At 60.2% G+C, this 14670-nt stretch carries 14 protein-coding genes and 1 pseudogene; 7 read left to right on the top strand and 8 right to left on the bottom strand.

Annotated features, from left to right (window positions below):
- Positions 1–901: 901 nt before the first annotated feature.
- The 3 genes from HMPREF2975_RS03125 (at position 902) to HMPREF2975_RS03140 (ending at position 4377) form a co-directional block, all read left to right on the top strand.
- Positions 902–1210, top strand: a complete 309-nt coding sequence (locus HMPREF2975_RS03125; RefSeq protein WP_070725705.1) for a helix-turn-helix domain-containing protein — start codon at positions 902–904, stop codon at positions 1208–1210.
- 171 nt (positions 1211–1381) lie between these two features.
- Complete coding sequence (locus HMPREF2975_RS03130) at positions 1382–1675, top strand: hypothetical protein (RefSeq protein WP_070725707.1); 294 nt, start codon at positions 1382–1384, stop codon at positions 1673–1675.
- 959 nt (positions 1676–2634) lie between these two features.
- Positions 2635–4377: a coiled-coil domain-containing protein gene (locus HMPREF2975_RS03140; protein WP_227469171.1), complete on the top strand. Its 1743-nt coding sequence runs from the start codon at positions 2635–2637 to the stop codon at positions 4375–4377.
- Positions 4378–5054: 677 nt separating this feature from the next.
- Here the strand turns inward: HMPREF2975_RS03140 and HMPREF2975_RS03150 are convergent.
- The 3 genes and pseudogenes from HMPREF2975_RS03150 to HMPREF2975_RS03155 all read right to left on the bottom strand — a co-directional run bounded on the left by HMPREF2975_RS03150 (position 5055) and on the right by HMPREF2975_RS03155 (position 6488).
- Positions 5055–5705, bottom strand: a complete 651-nt coding sequence (locus HMPREF2975_RS03150) for a hypothetical protein (RefSeq protein WP_141757268.1) — start codon at positions 5703–5705, stop codon at positions 5055–5057.
- 53 nt (positions 5706–5758) lie between these two features.
- A pseudogene (locus HMPREF2975_RS13055) lies at positions 5759–5896 on the bottom strand (Tn3 family transposase); the annotation flags it as partial.
- A gap of 208 nt (positions 5897–6104) precedes the next feature.
- Positions 6105–6488 carry an ArsR/SmtB family transcription factor gene (locus HMPREF2975_RS03155; RefSeq protein ID WP_051904784.1) on the bottom strand — a complete coding sequence of 128 codons (384 nt, stop codon included), beginning with the start codon at positions 6486–6488 and terminating at the stop codon, positions 6105–6107.
- A gap of 109 nt (positions 6489–6597) precedes the next feature.
- Between HMPREF2975_RS03155 and HMPREF2975_RS03160 the strand changes: the two genes are divergently transcribed.
- Together HMPREF2975_RS03160 and HMPREF2975_RS03165 are read left to right on the top strand one after the other, a co-directional pair.
- Entirely contained in the window at positions 6598–6843 is a 246-nt protein-coding gene (locus HMPREF2975_RS03160; protein ID WP_070725716.1) for a hypothetical protein, read from the top strand.
- A gap of 66 nt (positions 6844–6909) precedes the next feature.
- Positions 6910–8850 carry a heavy metal translocating P-type ATPase gene (locus HMPREF2975_RS03165; RefSeq protein ID WP_070725718.1) on the top strand — a complete coding sequence of 647 codons (1941 nt, stop codon included), beginning with the start codon at positions 6910–6912 and terminating at the stop codon, positions 8848–8850.
- Between the two features lie 391 nt (positions 8851–9241).
- On the opposite strand, the gene HMPREF2975_RS03170 is transcribed toward HMPREF2975_RS03165, so the two are convergent.
- From HMPREF2975_RS03170 to HMPREF2975_RS03180, 4 genes are all read right to left on the bottom strand, one after another.
- Positions 9242–9673, bottom strand: a complete 432-nt coding sequence (locus HMPREF2975_RS03170; RefSeq protein WP_070725720.1) for a single-stranded DNA-binding protein — start codon at positions 9671–9673, stop codon at positions 9242–9244.
- A gap of 91 nt (positions 9674–9764) precedes the next feature.
- Positions 9765–9908 (bottom strand): hypothetical protein, encoded by a 144-nt coding sequence (locus HMPREF2975_RS12455; protein ID WP_193599966.1) that lies wholly within the window; start codon positions 9906–9908, stop codon positions 9765–9767.
- A 161-nt stretch (positions 9909–10069) separates the two neighbouring features.
- Entirely contained in the window at positions 10070–11095 is a 1026-nt protein-coding gene (locus tag HMPREF2975_RS03175) for a DUF4192 domain-containing protein (RefSeq protein WP_070725722.1), read from the bottom strand.
- 170 nt (positions 11096–11265) lie between these two features.
- Positions 11266–11739 (bottom strand): recombinase family protein, encoded by a 474-nt coding sequence (locus HMPREF2975_RS03180; protein WP_080972893.1) that lies wholly within the window; start codon positions 11737–11739, stop codon positions 11266–11268.
- A gap of 95 nt (positions 11740–11834) precedes the next feature.
- On the opposite strand from HMPREF2975_RS03180, the gene HMPREF2975_RS03185 reads away from it, so the two are divergent.
- Positions 11835–12311 carry a hypothetical protein gene (locus HMPREF2975_RS03185; protein ID WP_034664648.1) on the top strand — a complete coding sequence of 159 codons (477 nt, stop codon included), beginning with the start codon at positions 11835–11837 and terminating at the stop codon, positions 12309–12311.
- A 169-nt stretch (positions 12312–12480) separates the two neighbouring features.
- On the opposite strand, the gene HMPREF2975_RS03190 is transcribed toward HMPREF2975_RS03185, so the two are convergent.
- A complete protein-coding gene (locus tag HMPREF2975_RS03190; protein WP_034664651.1) occupies positions 12481–14040 on the bottom strand; it encodes a SulP family inorganic anion transporter in 1560 nt (519 codons plus the stop codon).
- Positions 14041–14209: 169 nt separating this feature from the next.
- Here HMPREF2975_RS03190 and HMPREF2975_RS03195 point away from each other — a divergent pair, with 169 nt between their 5' ends.
- Positions 14210–14614 (top strand): MerR family transcriptional regulator, encoded by a 405-nt coding sequence (locus HMPREF2975_RS03195; protein WP_048733850.1) that lies wholly within the window; start codon positions 14210–14212, stop codon positions 14612–14614.
- The last annotated feature ends 56 nt before the right edge of the window (positions 14615–14670 follow it).

Here is a 14670-nt window from a genome sequence, read left to right on the forward strand (position 1 = left end):
CAAATTACGAAACGAGGTCAAAACTACGAAACGAGCGCGCTACAGACGTGTCACAGGTCATAAAAAGGCGCGCCCCTTGCGTGTCACCGTGACGCAGCATCCCGGCCGTGTCACATAGCTACAACCCCTGCAGCGTGCCCTCAATGAGGACGGTCTATGTCGTAGACATGTGCCCGCAATGTGTGTCTGTGTCTCTCCCTTAAAAGGTTTGGGTCGAAATGCCGCAAAATTACGAAACATCCCCGAAATGTGACGTGTCTGTGCAGGTCACAGCGTTATCGCGTGTTTCGTAATTTGGTTTTCCGATTTTCGTAGTTCTACGAAACCGCAGGTAGAGCGTTTCGTAATTTTTTCGTATTTTGATCGGCAAATTACGAAACGAGGTCAAAACTACGAAACGAGCACACTATAGACGTGTCACAGGTCACAAAAAGGCGCGCCCCTTGCGTGTCACCATGCCGCCACACAACAGCTGCCCCACCACAACACCCCAGCCGTGCCACGTGGCGTGTAGAAACGTGCTCGGTTCGATTCGTAAAGATTAGGTCGCAGGCTATTGTGCGCGACGCATAAGTTCCGTACGATGGCCCCCAGACCGTATGTGGCGTTTTAATTCGTTTTTGGTTTAGCCAGCCGCATACGGGGGATAACCCCGAGGATAATTCATAAAGAGATAGCCTCTCGACCGTGATAGGCGCGGTTCCTCCGACGAGATAGACCGGTCGGCAACGGCATTGCCGACCACAAAAGCGGTCAGGTAGGGAGTAAGCGCTCCCGTAAAGCGATGGGACGGCAGACCACCGTTCTAGCGAGTTGAGCACGGCACTCCAAGCCGCCTGAATAGCAAGCCGGTAAAGCACCCCGCTCCGGGACAGATCAATCTGCCCAGGAGCGTTTTTCTATGTCCGAAAAGGACACGACTACCGCCGTCGCGCCACGCTTTTACACGCTGCAGGAACTCGCCGATCTCGGCGTCGGCTCCGAGTCCACGTTGCGAAAAGCTATTAAAGAGGGCCGTCTTTCATTCCACCGTTTCGGCACCGCCTATCGGATTCGCCAAGACGATCTCGACGCCTACCTCGCGGCCGCACGCCGCCCTGCCCCGCAGCTATTTGACGGCTTCGTCGATGCCGTCGTGGATGCAGCGCCCCAACTGACAGATGAGCAGCGCCAGCAGCTCGTCACGGTGCTGGGTGGTGCGAAGCACTAGTGCGGACAAACCCACCTACGACGAGATCCCGCCGCTTAGCTCAGCTAGCCAGGCTGGGTCTTGAGCTGAGTGCGAGGGCTGATGGGTGATGGTCGTGCTACAACACACGCGCGCTCCACCGTCGTGCCCCGAGCCCAAACAAAGAATTCACTCAATCAAGGAGAACAAACCATGTTTTTCAGAGACGATTACGCAGCCGCGCTCCGCGATGAGCAGCGAGCAAAAGATTCCGTGAACGAGGCGCGCCGTGCACACAAAGCAGCAAAGGAGCGTCTTGCGCAGTTGCGCAAGTACGCCAAAGAGTTCGAGGTGAAACTCGACGACGACAAGCCCGCCGGGACCGAAGATGACGGCGATACGCCGAAGAACGGTGACGGCAATACGCCTAAGAACGGTGATGGCAATATGCCTGAGAGCACCGAAGGCAGTAAGCCGAAGCGGCATCTAGAAGTTGTACCCGACTAACCCTTTAGCCGTACACGCAATCACCTCATGTGTGTACGGCCACGCGGCGTGACGACGTACAGCCGTCACGTTTGATGTCGCCACACACCCCGCTCGCAAGGGCGGGGTTTTCGCGTGTGTGCGGGTGGCTGCGGCACCGCTGCACGGGTGTCAGCGGCGAAGCAGCAAATGCAACAGAAGCAACGCCGGGGTGGAGAAAACAAGGGGGTCGAAGACCACTTTTTTACCTCGTGAGCTGCATCGATGCAGCGTTTGCAGAAAAAAGGGGGCCGATTTCGGCCCTAAAGTGCAAAACCAGTATAAGGGGGTCCGACGCCTGGCATGCGGTCTTAAAGTGTGCATCCATGCAGGTCATGGTGCGAAAAAACGCCGCACTAAGACCGACGTCAAGGGTGTCGGGGCGAAAAAGTGCAAACCCAGTATAAGGGGGTGCGACGCCGCCCTTTTTCAGCGATTGGCATTTGCGCTGCACAGCAGTGCAAATGACACACTCGAAGACCGGCATACAAAAGTAGGCCGGTGAGAGACATTTTCGTGAGTGCAACGAATGAAACGTAGCAGTGGCGAAGCGGGGCGCCAGCGCCGCGAAGGCCACTGCCCTGTTGCGGGACCAAGGAGATCGCCACAGCGATCTTCGCAGGTCACGCAGTGTTTCGGAGACAAGGCGAAGCGGAAAAAGCCGACCGAATAGGGAGGGTTTTTCCGCGAGCTATTGCCCGCTGCAGGCGCCCCCTCAAGACCTCAGTTCTCCGAGCTTGCGAGGTGTCTAGACTGAGGTCTTTAGGGGGCTAAAGACCTTGAGTTTTTTGGGGTAGAATCGTGTGGGACAGCGAAGCAAGGGACCCGCACGATTCTTAGGGGTCCCCGAAAAACTCAAGTTCGTCATGTGGGCGCGTACATGGAGGGGTCGAAGACAGAGGCTCCGTGTACGCGCGCACCTCAACACAAGGAACACAGATATGTCGGAGACATCAACAGCGCAGAAGGGACGCGCAGCGTTCAATCTGCGCCATCTCCGCCGTGACAACTGCGGCGGAGACACACGTGGAGATCGCAAGCGACTCCTCAAGGAGGCGATGCGAGAATTAGATCCGCAGGATCTCGCGCATCAGGCCGCAATGAACTCAAACATCGTCGTGGCCGATGCGCATTTGAGTGTTCCGTTCGTCAACGACGGCAACGGAACGTTCCGTCGCGCTGCGTCCGTCGAGGAAGTCTTGGCGTACCAAGACGCCCGGATGGACGGCGTGCGCGTGCAGAAGAACAGTTTTGAAACGTCATTGTTCGTCGTGCATCTACCGAAGTCGATGTGTAAAGAAATCCCGGATTTCTACACGAGTGAGGTAGACGGTCGCGAAGTGAAACGGCCGCGACTCGTTGCACGCGACTACGAAGCAGCGAAGCAGTATCTCGAAGAGTCGATGCGTTGGATCGCGGAAAACTTCATCCCCGGTGGCATCGACGCAGTCGCTGGCGGGGACATGAACTTCGACGAATCAACGCCACATATCCAGTTCCAGGCCGACACGTTCTCACCGAAGCCCGAAGATCCCGACAAGCTCCGCTGCCGCCCCGGCATCGCGTACAACACTGACACCTCAGTGCGGTACACATCCGGCCCGAAGAAGGGCAAACAGATCTCGGGTAACCAGAAGTTCATCGACGCGCAACGGGGACTCCGGGAGCACATGCACGCGCTGGGCTATCCGGTGGAACTAGAAGTCTCCGAACGTCATGACGAGTCACTCAACCTCGACCGCTACACCGAGCAACAAGACCGGGAGCGCGATCTCGCCAAGCGCGAGGATGATGTGGAAGTCAAGAAGCGTTCCGTACAGCGCGACATGGACGCAACTGAGCACGATCGCGAGCAAGCAGCAAAAGAACTTGAAGAGGCGAAAGCTGCCAACGAAAAAGCGCAAGGTGTGCTGCAGCACGCCGAAGAACAGGCCCGCGCTGTTGCCGAGCGTGTGCTCAAGGAAGCACGAGAGAAGGCGGAGCAAGAGGCTGAGCAGATCCGCAGTGACGCACGCAAGGGTGCTGAGCAGGAGTTGGGCCTGGCCGAAGCGCAAGCAGACGAGCTGCTCGAACGCGCCGAAGAGACTGCACGGTCCAAGGCGAGCGAGATTACAGCCGCAGCCCGCAGCGAGGCGGAGACGATCACACGCCAAGCCGACGAGGCACGTAAGCAGGCTGAGCGCGATGCCGAGACGATCCGCAGCGAAGCACAAGATGAGGCGGAGCGTGAGGCAGAAACGATCCGCAGTGAGGCCACGCGGGACGCTGAAAACACACGTAGCGAAGCGCGGAGCGACGCTACAGACATCCGCGATGCAGCACGCAGTGAGGCCGAGCAGGTGGCTCGTGATCGCGCAGCCCTGGACAGTGAGCGTGAAGCCTTTGACGTGGAGAAACGTGCATTCACCGAAAGTCTCGAAGCGCGCCGCGCAGCTGCAGAAGAGGAAGCAAAAATCATCATTGAGGAGGCAGTCGAGTCCCTGCAGGATATTTCCAACGTAGATCAGGATTTCTTGCAGATCGAACTTGATCGTGACCCGGAGATGAAGCAGCGGTATCGCGAGACGGTCATCGACCGTACTCAGCGGGAAAGCGCTGCAGCGCGCCGCCGTGCCCAGGAGCGCATCAAACAGCGCCGCCAGCAGCAACGGCAGCGTGATCGTGACGGCGGTATGGAGCTTTAGCAGCACACCATGCGCACTGCACACCCGTCTGCGGGCCGTATAGGGTGCCGTCGGCGTCGTAGGTCATCGGCGGCAGGCAAACCGCTGAGATTCAGCGAAAATCGAAGAAATCTGGGCCACGCTGAGCGGAGTGTCACTACGTTGTGCAGCGAATTGGCCTGTTGAGTGGCGGAGATATTGCGCAGCACGTCGGCCGGGACAATGGCGCGTGTGCTGCGCAGAAAAGACGTCCGCAGAAGGGCCGGCAGAATGACGGTGTCATTCTGTTGCGCAGCGAAAGTGTCAATAGACTGGCGAGCCACTTTATTGCCCAATTCACGTGTCATTGAAGTGTCGGGGCATTTCATCGCGCAGTAAACGTGCCGATGGAATGGCTACCCAATACACAGTGCAACCTGCGTGTTACTAAACAGCCACAGACACTACGCAGTGCAATGAATTGCGCAGCAGAAGAGCCAGTAAACGCGCCACTGCACCGCACAACGAAACAGCACGGATGATGTGCAGCAAAGTGGCGCGTGAAATGCGCTGTGAAGTGTCAGCGCACTTGGAGCTGTACCGTCGCTACTCCCCCACGGCGTCCGTACTGTGACTCTGATTTGACCCACGCATAAAGAAAGCGCTGGGTGTTGCTCCCAGCGCTTTCTTTCACGGCCTGATCCGGTGCGTTGTTGATGTCAGTAGTTCGTAACCACCGGGGTGAGGAGTGCAAGACCGTCTGAAGGCACTCGTTCTTCAGTCGAAGGGTCGTAAGCAGCGATGAAAACGCTAATAATACCTCCGCCCTGGATATCGAAAGTGTGTTCGACAATCTCCCCAACCGGGACAGTGAACGCGCCTATGGTTTGCCCTTCATGCTGGATCGTGACCTGGCCAGGTGCGCCTGTGTTCGGGATGTCGTCAACCCAAGTCGCCTTGAGGCGCAGCGTTTTCGCGATGTCTGGTACTCGATAATGTCTAAAAGACGCTCGAGCCGAACCCCGATCAGTGGCGAGGATTGACCTTTCATGCCACTTCCCGTCTACGTACAAATCTACCCCCGACCGAATCCCCTCATGGAGGGCATTAACAAGATCATCGGTTAGGTACCAATACCAATCAGCAGACGGATCCGAGTAATCACCCTGCGAGTTAGTCGTGCCCGAGTTAGTCGTGCCCGAGTTAGTCGTACCGCTGTTATTGGCATCGTCGGCGCTTCTGGATCCACCTTCAAGGTTTGGGACGAGAAGACCGATCACGGTTGCAATGACGACGATGGCTCCAACTACGGCTGGGATGTATTCTCGGAAATCTTTGAGCATCCGAGTCAGTTCACGGGCATCAGGCACGATACATCTTCCTTTCAGGGAAGATAGTGAGAAGCAATGACGTACTTATCTAAGTCGCCGGTGAGGTTGATGTGTTCCCATCCCAGCGATGAGAGGAACCGCAGGACGTCCGGGTCGATGTCACCGCCGTCGCTGGTCAGGGTGGCGACCGTGCGGTCGAGGTAGACGGTGCTCCAGAGAACGATGGCTGCGGCTCTTTATGGCCGATCGCCCAGTCCCGCAGGACCATCCTCAACCGGATGTAGGAGGCTGCTCAGGCGGTGCGCGCGAGGCGGGGGTCGAGGACCATTCCGCGGAAAAGTAGCGCTAAGGATCGTTTTAGGAGCATGCGGCAAACGGCTTTCTTCTGAGCTGATTCGCGCATCGCAAGCCCATACCCGGTGCCGCGCGGTTGCGTGCTCAACCAGCTTCTGCCGGCGGCGTGGAAAGGTCGGAACCGAAGAGGGTGCGCAGAGCATCCATGGCCTCGGGGCGGGCCTTGTAGTAGACCCACACCCCTCGCTTGTCACGGTCAACGAGCCCGGCGTCGTGCAGGATTTTCAGGTGGTGGCTGAGTGTCGAAACTGCCAGGTCGAAGCCCTCGGTCAGGTCACACATTGCGCATGCCTCGCCGCCCTCGTGCGAGAGCACCATGGACATCAGCCGCAGCCGGACCGGATCCGCCAGGGCCTTGAGCATCCGGGAGACGGCCTCGGCCTGGGCCGCCGTGATTGGCTCACCGGACAACGGCGTACAGTAACCCAGCGCACTTGGCGCAGGAGGGTCCAAGGATGGGATCGACATGCCTCCATTCTAGCATACTTCGATAGTTTGACAACTATCGAAGTGTGAGTATCGTGGAAGCCGGACTTCGAAGTCTGTCGAAGTACTGCACATTGTGAAGGAGACACCCGTGAACACACCCATCCAGCTGGTCCGTTCCAAGTACCGCGCGCTCGGGGGCGGATGCGTAAGCTGCTCCAGAGACCTTGCCCCCGTCGAGGCCCTGCCCGGCGTGCAGAAGGTCGACGCCCTGGCCTCCGGCGTCGCGCTGGTCACGCACGACGGCACCGTGGCCGACAGCGCCATCGTTGAAGCGGCACAGAAGGCCGGCCTGTCCCTGGCGCCGGCCGGCCCGGCACGCCCCGTCCGCGCCTGATCACCTGGTGAGGGCTGACCCTCACGAGTCATGTCCTCACGTTTCACAGAGAGAAGAAATCACCGAATGAATGCCGAATTTGACACCTCAACACAGCTCACCGCTCAGTCCCGGCGCCGGTGGTGGCAGAGCAGCGAGATGGTGGCCCTGGCGGTAGCCGCGGTGCTGCTGGCCGCGGGGCTGGCCGTGGAGTGGACCATCCACTCCGAGCCGGTGGCCCTGACCTTATTCTGGGCCACGATCGTCATCGGCGGCGCCTACCCGCTGCGCAGCGCCATCCGCGCCGTGCGCAACAGGCAGCTGACCATCACCGTGCTGCTGATCATGGCCGCCATCGGTGCGATCGCGCTGGGGGTGATCGAAGAAGCCGCGATGCTCGTGGTCATCTTTAGCCTGGGCGAGGCCATGGAAGCCTACGCCACCGACAAGGCACGCGGCTCCATCAGCGCGCTGTTGGAGCTGGCACCCCCGAACGCGAACCGGCTCACAGACGGGGGCTTCACCGAAACCGTGTCCGTGGAGGCGCTGCACCCCGGTGATGTCGTCCTCGTCCGCCCCGGTGAGCGTCTGCCCACCGACGGCACCGTCACCGAGGGTGCTTCGTGGGTCGATGCCAGCCCGGTCACCGGCGAATCCGAGCCGGTGGAGGCTTCCGCCGGGACCGAGGTCTTCGGCGGAAGCCTGAACGGCAACGGCGTGCTGCGCGTCCAGGTGACCAAGGAGCACTACGACACCATCCTCGCCCGGGTGATCGAACAGGTAGAGGAGGCCCAGGCTAACCGCAGCCGCACCGAGCGCTTCGCCGACCGGTTCAGCGCCGTCTACACCCCCGCCATGTTCGCCCTTTCGGTCCTGGTGGCCCTGGTCCTGCCGTTGTTCGGCTTCGAATGGCGTGAGGCCATCTATCGAGCCCTTGTAATCCTTGTTGTCTCCTGCTCCTGCGCGCTGGTCATCTCCGTGCCGGTCAGCGTCGTCACCGCCATCGCCCGCGGAGCACGGGACGGCATCCTGATCAAGGGCGGCATCCACCTCGAACGCCTAGCCGACATCAAGGCCGTCGCCTTCGACAAGACCGGCACACTCACCCGCGGCCGGCCTGCCCTGGCCCAGGTCACCGCGTTCGGCGGCACCACCGAACAGGAAGCCCTCGCACTGGCCGCCGCCGTCGAGGCCGGCAGCGAACACCCCATCGCCGCCGCCATCACCGCCGGGGCCAGGGACCGGGGCCTCGACATCCCCACCGCCAGGGACGCCCGCGCCCTCCCCGGGGCCGGCATGGAGGCCGTCGTCGACGGCCGAGCCATGCACATCGGCCGGCCCTCGGACGCGGACCGCACCGACCCGCAAGTCGGAGCGGCCGTGGCCGGAGCCGAGGCAAACGGCTCCACCGCCGTCGTACTGCGCGAGGACACCCGGCCACTGGCCGTTCTGGCGGTCGCGGACCAGTTGCGCCCCGACGCCCACAGCACTATCGCCGAACTGCGCGAACTAGGCATCGAACGGGTGCTGATGCTCACCGGAGACAACGCCACCGTCGCTAAAACCACCGCCCATGCCCTGGGTCTGGACGACTACCGCGCCGAACTGCTGCCCGAGGACAAATCAGCCGCCGTACGTGAATTGCGCGAACGGTACGGGGTTATCGCCATGGTCGGCGACGGAGTCAACGACGCCCCCGCACTGGCCAACGCGGACCTGGCCATCGCCATGGGCGCCGCCGGAACCGACGTCGCACTCGAAACCTCTGACGTCGCACTCATGGCCGACGAACTGGACCGGCTCCCCGCAGCCATCCGCCTCTCCCGACGGGCCCGGAACAACATCAAGATCAACATCGCGCTCAGCCTGGCCGTCGTGGCCATTCTTATCATCGCGGCCCTCGCCGGCTGGATGACCCTCACCACGGGACTGCTGCTGAATGAAGGCAGCGCCGCGCTGATCATCCTCAACGGCCTGCGTATGATGCTCCCCGGCCGCGGCGAAACCCGGCAAAAACGAACTGCATAGCCCGCGACAACAAGGTCATACAGACAAGGTTGCGTGAAGCGAAACTCCTTGGCTCAACCGCCGCACTCGAGCGCTTCGATGCCTATCCCGGCCGACTCGCCAACCACGGCTCGAAACTCACCCTGACAGGAGAAGACATGCGAACCCGCGACGACATCAAACAAGAAAGGATGGCCCCTACGACCCCCACACGGCTACGTCAACCCCGAAAGCCGTAACCGGGGGGTAAAAAACGGGTACCGGCAACCACCACCACCCCGGTACCCGATACCGCCCTACCGGTACCGAAAAAGCCCCCGTCAATCTAAGCATGAATGTTTGCGTTCGGTTGGGTAAGGCCGTGAAATAGTTGAAAAAATAACCCCGCAGGTTTCCCTGCGGGGTGTCGTTGTTAGAACGGTGCTTCGTCGTTGTCGGCGTCAGCGCCAGCCAGGGCGGCGTTCGCCGCCTCGCCTCCGCGACGGGCTGCGCGCGCAGCGGACTCTTTCTTGGAGTCGATCAGCTGCACGGTGTCGATACGGGCGACCAGCGGGTAGTGCTTCACACCGTCCTTGTCGGTGTAGACGTCGGTTTTCAGCGAGTAGCTCACCGCAACGCGATCGCCGGAGCCGACGCAGCCGAACACGCCGGGGTTCTTAGCGTCCTGGACGTAGCCGGTCAGCTCCACGATCTCGGACTCGACCTTGCCGGTGGTCTTGTTCTTGAAGGTGTTGCGCGCATAGACGCTGAGCTTCACCGTCGCGCCACCGTTTGCGTGCTCGAACAGCTTCGGTGCGCGAGCTGCGTTGCCGACGATGGTGCCGTTGTTGAAGGGGTTGGACACGATGGTTCTCCTTACGTGAGTGAGTGTGAATTGCCGTGCAATTTGGGTACTTAAGCAGCGGCTTTGCTGCTGCGGGGTGGTTGCGCTGTCCTTACAGCACTGCCCAAGGCAGCGGTGTGCCTGCCGCCTCTAGGTCGCGCAGTTCTTGCGCTGCGCCCGGATCGGCGTCCTCGCCGTCGACGCCGTCGGCGAGCTGGTAGAGCAGTTCCAGGTCGGTGTGGATGAAGTCGCGCATCACGTGCCTCCTTGTTCGGATTGATGGTCAATCCGTCTGTTGGATACAGCTCTGCTGTCTAAAGGCCACTCCCCTGCCTCGTTGAAGTGTCTGTTGTCGCCAGCCACGGAGGTACAGCGAAAAAGAAACCCCGTTGCATCGCTGCAACGGGGTGTGTGGTGCTACTCGGCCGCAAACAAGATCGTGCGGGTCTTCTCGGCGCCCTCGCGGACGAGTTCAACCATCCGCTCACCTTGGCCGATGTCGGTCAGCTTCGCCACCAGCGACGGGAAGTTCTCGTCTGGCCCGATCTCGGTGGCTCGCTGCGCAGCCACGCCAGCTAGCCCCGGCTGGCCGGTGGCGTGCGCGAGCACTGCGACAGTGGCGGTGAGCTGCGCCCGCATCCCCGGCCAGCTGGTCGGGACAGCACGCATGACCTTCTCTATGAACGCAAGGCCAGCCTGCGGGTCATCGAGCAGTGCGGCAAGCAGCGTGTCCCGCAAGCGCGGAGTGGTGAAGCATTTCAGCGCCGATCGAACAGCCCGCGTGCTCGGCTGGGTGATCCCTGCCGCCGCCTGTTCGTATTCACGCTGCAGCACGTCGGAGAACATGGGCGGGATATACGCCAGCGCGTCTTCGATGATGTCGGCGTGCTCGGCAGCGTCGATGCCGTGATCGGTGCTGTTCAACCGTGCCTCGATGTCGTCTTTGCTCGGCTCCGGCAGCTCGCCGGTGTGCTCTAGCATCTGCTGCAGCGCCGCCGATGCGGCGACCTCGCCGACAACGCCGTGGCGCGGCTCGTCGATGAGCGGATGCTGGTATACAGACCACCACGCAGCCCCGGTGACGATCTCGGGCACCTGCACCACCCCGAGCAGCGGCGGTAGGTGCACTGCCCCGCTGGTGAGGTACGTGGCCGTCTCGTCGAAGACCGGCTGCGCAATGTCATCGCTGATCATGTACGCGATAACAGCGTCGAGTTCGAGGTGGTGGACCCACGCTGCGAACCGCTCGCGGCTCTCGGTGAGCTTCTCCACTGCTTCGTCCAGGTCGAACCGTGCGACCGGGCCGAGGCGGACGGTGTCGACGCCCTCGTCGTCGACGAAGAACGCGAGGATCAGCGAGTTGTTCGGGTAGAACCCGAGGATGCCGGGGAGGTTCGCGAGGATCTCGCCGTGGGATGCAAGCGTGTGAGAATGGGTGGACATGGCAGTGCTCCTTTGCACGAATACGGGGTGTATGTGGTCAATCCCGTATTCGGCCCGGCTCTGCCGGTCGCAGGCGTATCCCAGCAGTGCAGCACTCATGTGTGCCGAGCGTCGCTAGCGCAGCCTGATGCCTTCTCGCCGGGTGCGAGCGCTAGCGACGCAGCCTGTGCTTAAGCGTCGGCTTCGATGCGCTTGAGAGCGCGATAGATCGTCGGCCGCGAGACGTTAAAGGTGCGCGCTACAGCGCTGACGGACTTGCCGCCGTCGATAAGCTCCTTGGCCATCTGCGCCTGCTCAGCGCTGAGCTTCGGCTTGGGGCCGGCGACCCTGCCCTGTGCGCGGGCGTGCGCCACGCCCTCACGGGTGCGCTGGACAAGCAGGTCACGCTCCCACTCGGCAAGACTTGCCATGACGTTGATAACCACCTTGTCGGTGGGCTTCGACGTGTCCAGCGCTGGCTCCAACACCTTGACGTTGATGTCACGCTCGGCGAGGTCAGCGATGGTGTTCACGGTGTCCGCGAGGCTGCGGCCGAGCCTGTCCAAGCGCGTGACAACGAGCGTGTCGTCGGGGCGCATGTACGCCAGCGCGTCATCAAGACCAGGCCGTTGCCAGTTGGTGCCGGAGATGGTGTCTGAGTAGATGTGGTCCGGGTCGCAGCCAGAGCCTGAACGCTCAGATGACTTCGAGCCTGACTTCTAGCCTGGAACCGCTGGTAGAAGTAGCTGTATCTGAGGCAATGTCGAAAGAGCCTAAGAGCCTGCACGAGGCAGCAGAAGCCTCTAAGAAGGCTCGCAGCGCTCTGCTCCAGGAGAAGGAGTCCAACGAAAAGCTGCTGGAGGAGATACGCGCAGAACGCAAGCAGTATAACGACGATATGGAAAAGTCGAACACGAACTTTATTAAGGCCTGCATGTCTGCCTCGTGGATTGCAGCCAGTGTTCTCTTCGTTGCTATCGCACTCGTTGCTGTCGGAGCCTTGGGGAACGGGCTGCTAAGTATGCTCGGCATACCCGACGGCGTGTCTGCCTTGTGGGGTCACGTCCAGGAGGCCAACGGCATCGGCCCAACACTGGGCTGGTTGGCGTTAACACTTATCGTCATAGGGGTTCTTATAGCGCTTATGACCTGGATGTTGTCCCAGGCTGCGCCGGGTATTGCTCACTTAGTCGAGGAATACCGTCGCAATCACCCGAGGAAAGAAACGAACCACTAACTAGAACACGTGCACCGTAAAAAGTAAAAATCCCCACAACACAGCGTAGCGGTTAACCGCTACGCTTCTTTTATGCTCTTCCTATGCCCCAACTTTGCAACAGCACCAATAAACTGGCGCCCCGGTTATAAGTTGGGGCGCCAAGTCGATGTGCTCGAGTCGGGGGATGTTAGTGGCCGGTGCCAAGCCGGCCAGACAGGCGGTTCAGCCGGTCCTGACTGGGACCGTCGAGCCCGATAATGGACACGGTTTTGCCTCTGTCCTGGAACTTCTGCGTAATCGCGTCAAAGGTCGCGACCGTGGAGGCATCCCAGATCTCCGCCTCAGTGAGATCAATAGTGATATGACGGGCAGAATCGGTGTAATCAAAGCGATAAACCAGGTCATTGCTTGATGCCCAAAACAACTGGCCATGCACCCGGTAGGTACGAGTATCAATCTCTCCATCGCCGTCGCCGTCGATCTCGGAGACCTTTTCAATGGAAGCGATATGTGCCATCCGACGGGCGAACATGATCATCGCGGTGACCACACCCAACACCACACCAATGGCCAGGTTGCTGGTGGCTAGGGTGGCAATAATCGTCACGGCCATAACAATGGTCTCAGAGACCGGCATGAGTTTAAGGGTGCGTGGATGCACCGAGTGCCAGTCGATGGTGCCGACCGAGACCATGATCATGATTGCCACCAGGGCAGCCATCGGGATCATGCCAACGATGTCGCCCAGTGCCAGGACCAGGACCAGCAGGAACACACCGGCTAACAGGGTGGATAGGCGGGTACGTGCCCCGGATTCGCGGACGTTGATCATGGTTTGACCGATCATCGCGCAGCCACCCATGCCGCCGAAGAAACCGGAGGCAATATTAGCCACCCCCTGTCCCCAGGATTCACGAGTTTTATCGGAATGAGTGTCGGTGATGTCATCGACGAGCTTGGCGGTCATCAACGATTCCATGAGACCGACCACGGCCATGGCCAGGGCATAAGGCGCGATGATCTGCAGGGTCTCCAACGTCCACGGCACGTTCGGAATAAACAGGGACGGTAAGGTCTCCGGCATCTTGCCCATGTCCGAGACCGTCGGGACAGTCAAACCGGCGGCAATGACCAAACCGGTGAGCACGATAATCGTGACCAGCGGGGCGGGGATCACACTGGTGAGCTTGGGGAAGAAAATCATGATCACCACACCCAAGCCGACGAGTGGGTAGACTATCCAAGGCACATCAATGAGGTGTTCGAGTTGGGCGGTGAAAATCATAATGCCCAGTGCATTGACGAAACCCAGCATCACCGATCGGGGGATAAAACGCTGAAGTTTCGCCACACCGAGGGCGCCGAGCACGATTTGTAGGACACCGCCCAACAGAACGGTGGCGATGAAATAATCCATCCCGTAACCACGCGCCACAGGAGCAATGACTAGGGCAATAGCCCCGGTGGCGCCGGTGATCATTGCCGGGCGGCCACCGGTAAAGGCGATCGCAATGGCCATGACTACCGAGGAAAACAGACCCATGGCTGGGTCAACACCGGCAAGGATGGAAAAGGCAATGGCCTCAGGGATCAGCGCCAGGGATACCGCCAGTCCGGCCAGAATCTCTATACGGATACGGGCGGGGGAAGAAAATGCGTAACGGAAGGATGCGATGATCCCGGTAGGGGCATCAGCGCCGTCTGGACTCAGGAGGGGGCGGGGGGCCGCCGTGCTAGTTTCAGTCATAGATGTCCAATCTTTGAGGGGATAGGTAACTGGGCGAACGCCCGAAAGGAATCCAACCCTCTAGTAACTTTAGGTTTGGTGATGGTGGTCATGGTAGCGGGAGTTTTACTCAACCGCCAACCCAGGCACAGGAACCCGTGGGCAACATCACCGTGAAGGAGAACAGGCAATGCAAAACAGTAATTTCAAGATCGGCGAGGTCGTTGACCAGACGGGGTTGTCGATTCCCACCTTGCGTTATTATGACAACGTCGGCCTGATTACCCCATCGGGGCGTAGCCCTGGTGGGTTCAGGCTTTATAGTGAGGCTGATGTACGTCGTGTTTTGCTGGTGCGACGGATGAAACCGCTGGGGTTTACTCTGGATCAGATGCGGGAATTCCTGGAAGCTGCGGAGATTCTTCATAGTTCAGATGGCGGGCAGGACAGTGATACCGCACAGCAGGCACGGAGTAATGCCAAGGCCACCCTTGCCGACATTCGTGAGGAGACGCGCACCCGCTACGAAAAGCTACGCAAGCAAATTGCCTACGCTGAGGAATTCCTCGATCTGGTCAACACCCTGGTACCCTAAACTGCCCCCATCCTTCGCAGGGAGAAAAAGACCATCGTATTGAATGCGCTCTGTCG

Origin of the sequence: Actinomyces sp. HMSC065F12 (assembly GCF_001814535.1) — a bacterium.
Taxonomy (GTDB): Bacteria; Actinomycetota; Actinomycetes; order Actinomycetales; family Actinomycetaceae; genus Pauljensenia; species Pauljensenia radingae_A.

Bases quoted from the DNA above. Each gene is read 5' to 3' on its own strand.
- HMPREF2975_RS03190 (WP_034664651.1), bottom strand. From the start codon at position 14,040: ATGACTGAAACTAGCACGGCGGCCCCCCGCCCCCTCCTGAGTCCAGAC.
- HMPREF2975_RS12455 (WP_193599966.1), bottom strand. From the start codon at position 9,908: ATGCGCGACTTCATCCACACCGACCTGGAACTGCTCTACCAGCTCGCC.
- HMPREF2975_RS03175 (WP_070725722.1), bottom strand. From the start codon at position 11,095: ATGTCCACCCATTCTCACACGCTTGCATCCCACGGCGAGATCCTCGCG.
- HMPREF2975_RS03140 (WP_227469171.1), top strand. From the start codon at position 2,635: ATGTCGGAGACATCAACAGCGCAGAAGGGACGCGCAGCGTTCAATCTG.
- HMPREF2975_RS03165 (WP_070725718.1), top strand. From the start codon at position 6,910: ATGAATGCCGAATTTGACACCTCAACACAGCTCACCGCTCAGTCCCGG.
- HMPREF2975_RS03125 (WP_070725705.1), top strand. From the start codon at position 902: ATGTCCGAAAAGGACACGACTACCGCCGTCGCGCCACGCTTTTACACG.
- HMPREF2975_RS03130 (WP_070725707.1), top strand. From the start codon at position 1,382: ATGTTTTTCAGAGACGATTACGCAGCCGCGCTCCGCGATGAGCAGCGA.
- HMPREF2975_RS03155 (WP_051904784.1), bottom strand. From the start codon at position 6,488: ATGTCGATCCCATCCTTGGACCCTCCTGCGCCAAGTGCGCTGGGTTAC.
- HMPREF2975_RS03185 (WP_034664648.1), top strand. From the start codon at position 11,835: ATGTCGAAAGAGCCTAAGAGCCTGCACGAGGCAGCAGAAGCCTCTAAG.
- HMPREF2975_RS03195 (WP_048733850.1), top strand. From the start codon at position 14,210: ATGCAAAACAGTAATTTCAAGATCGGCGAGGTCGTTGACCAGACGGGG.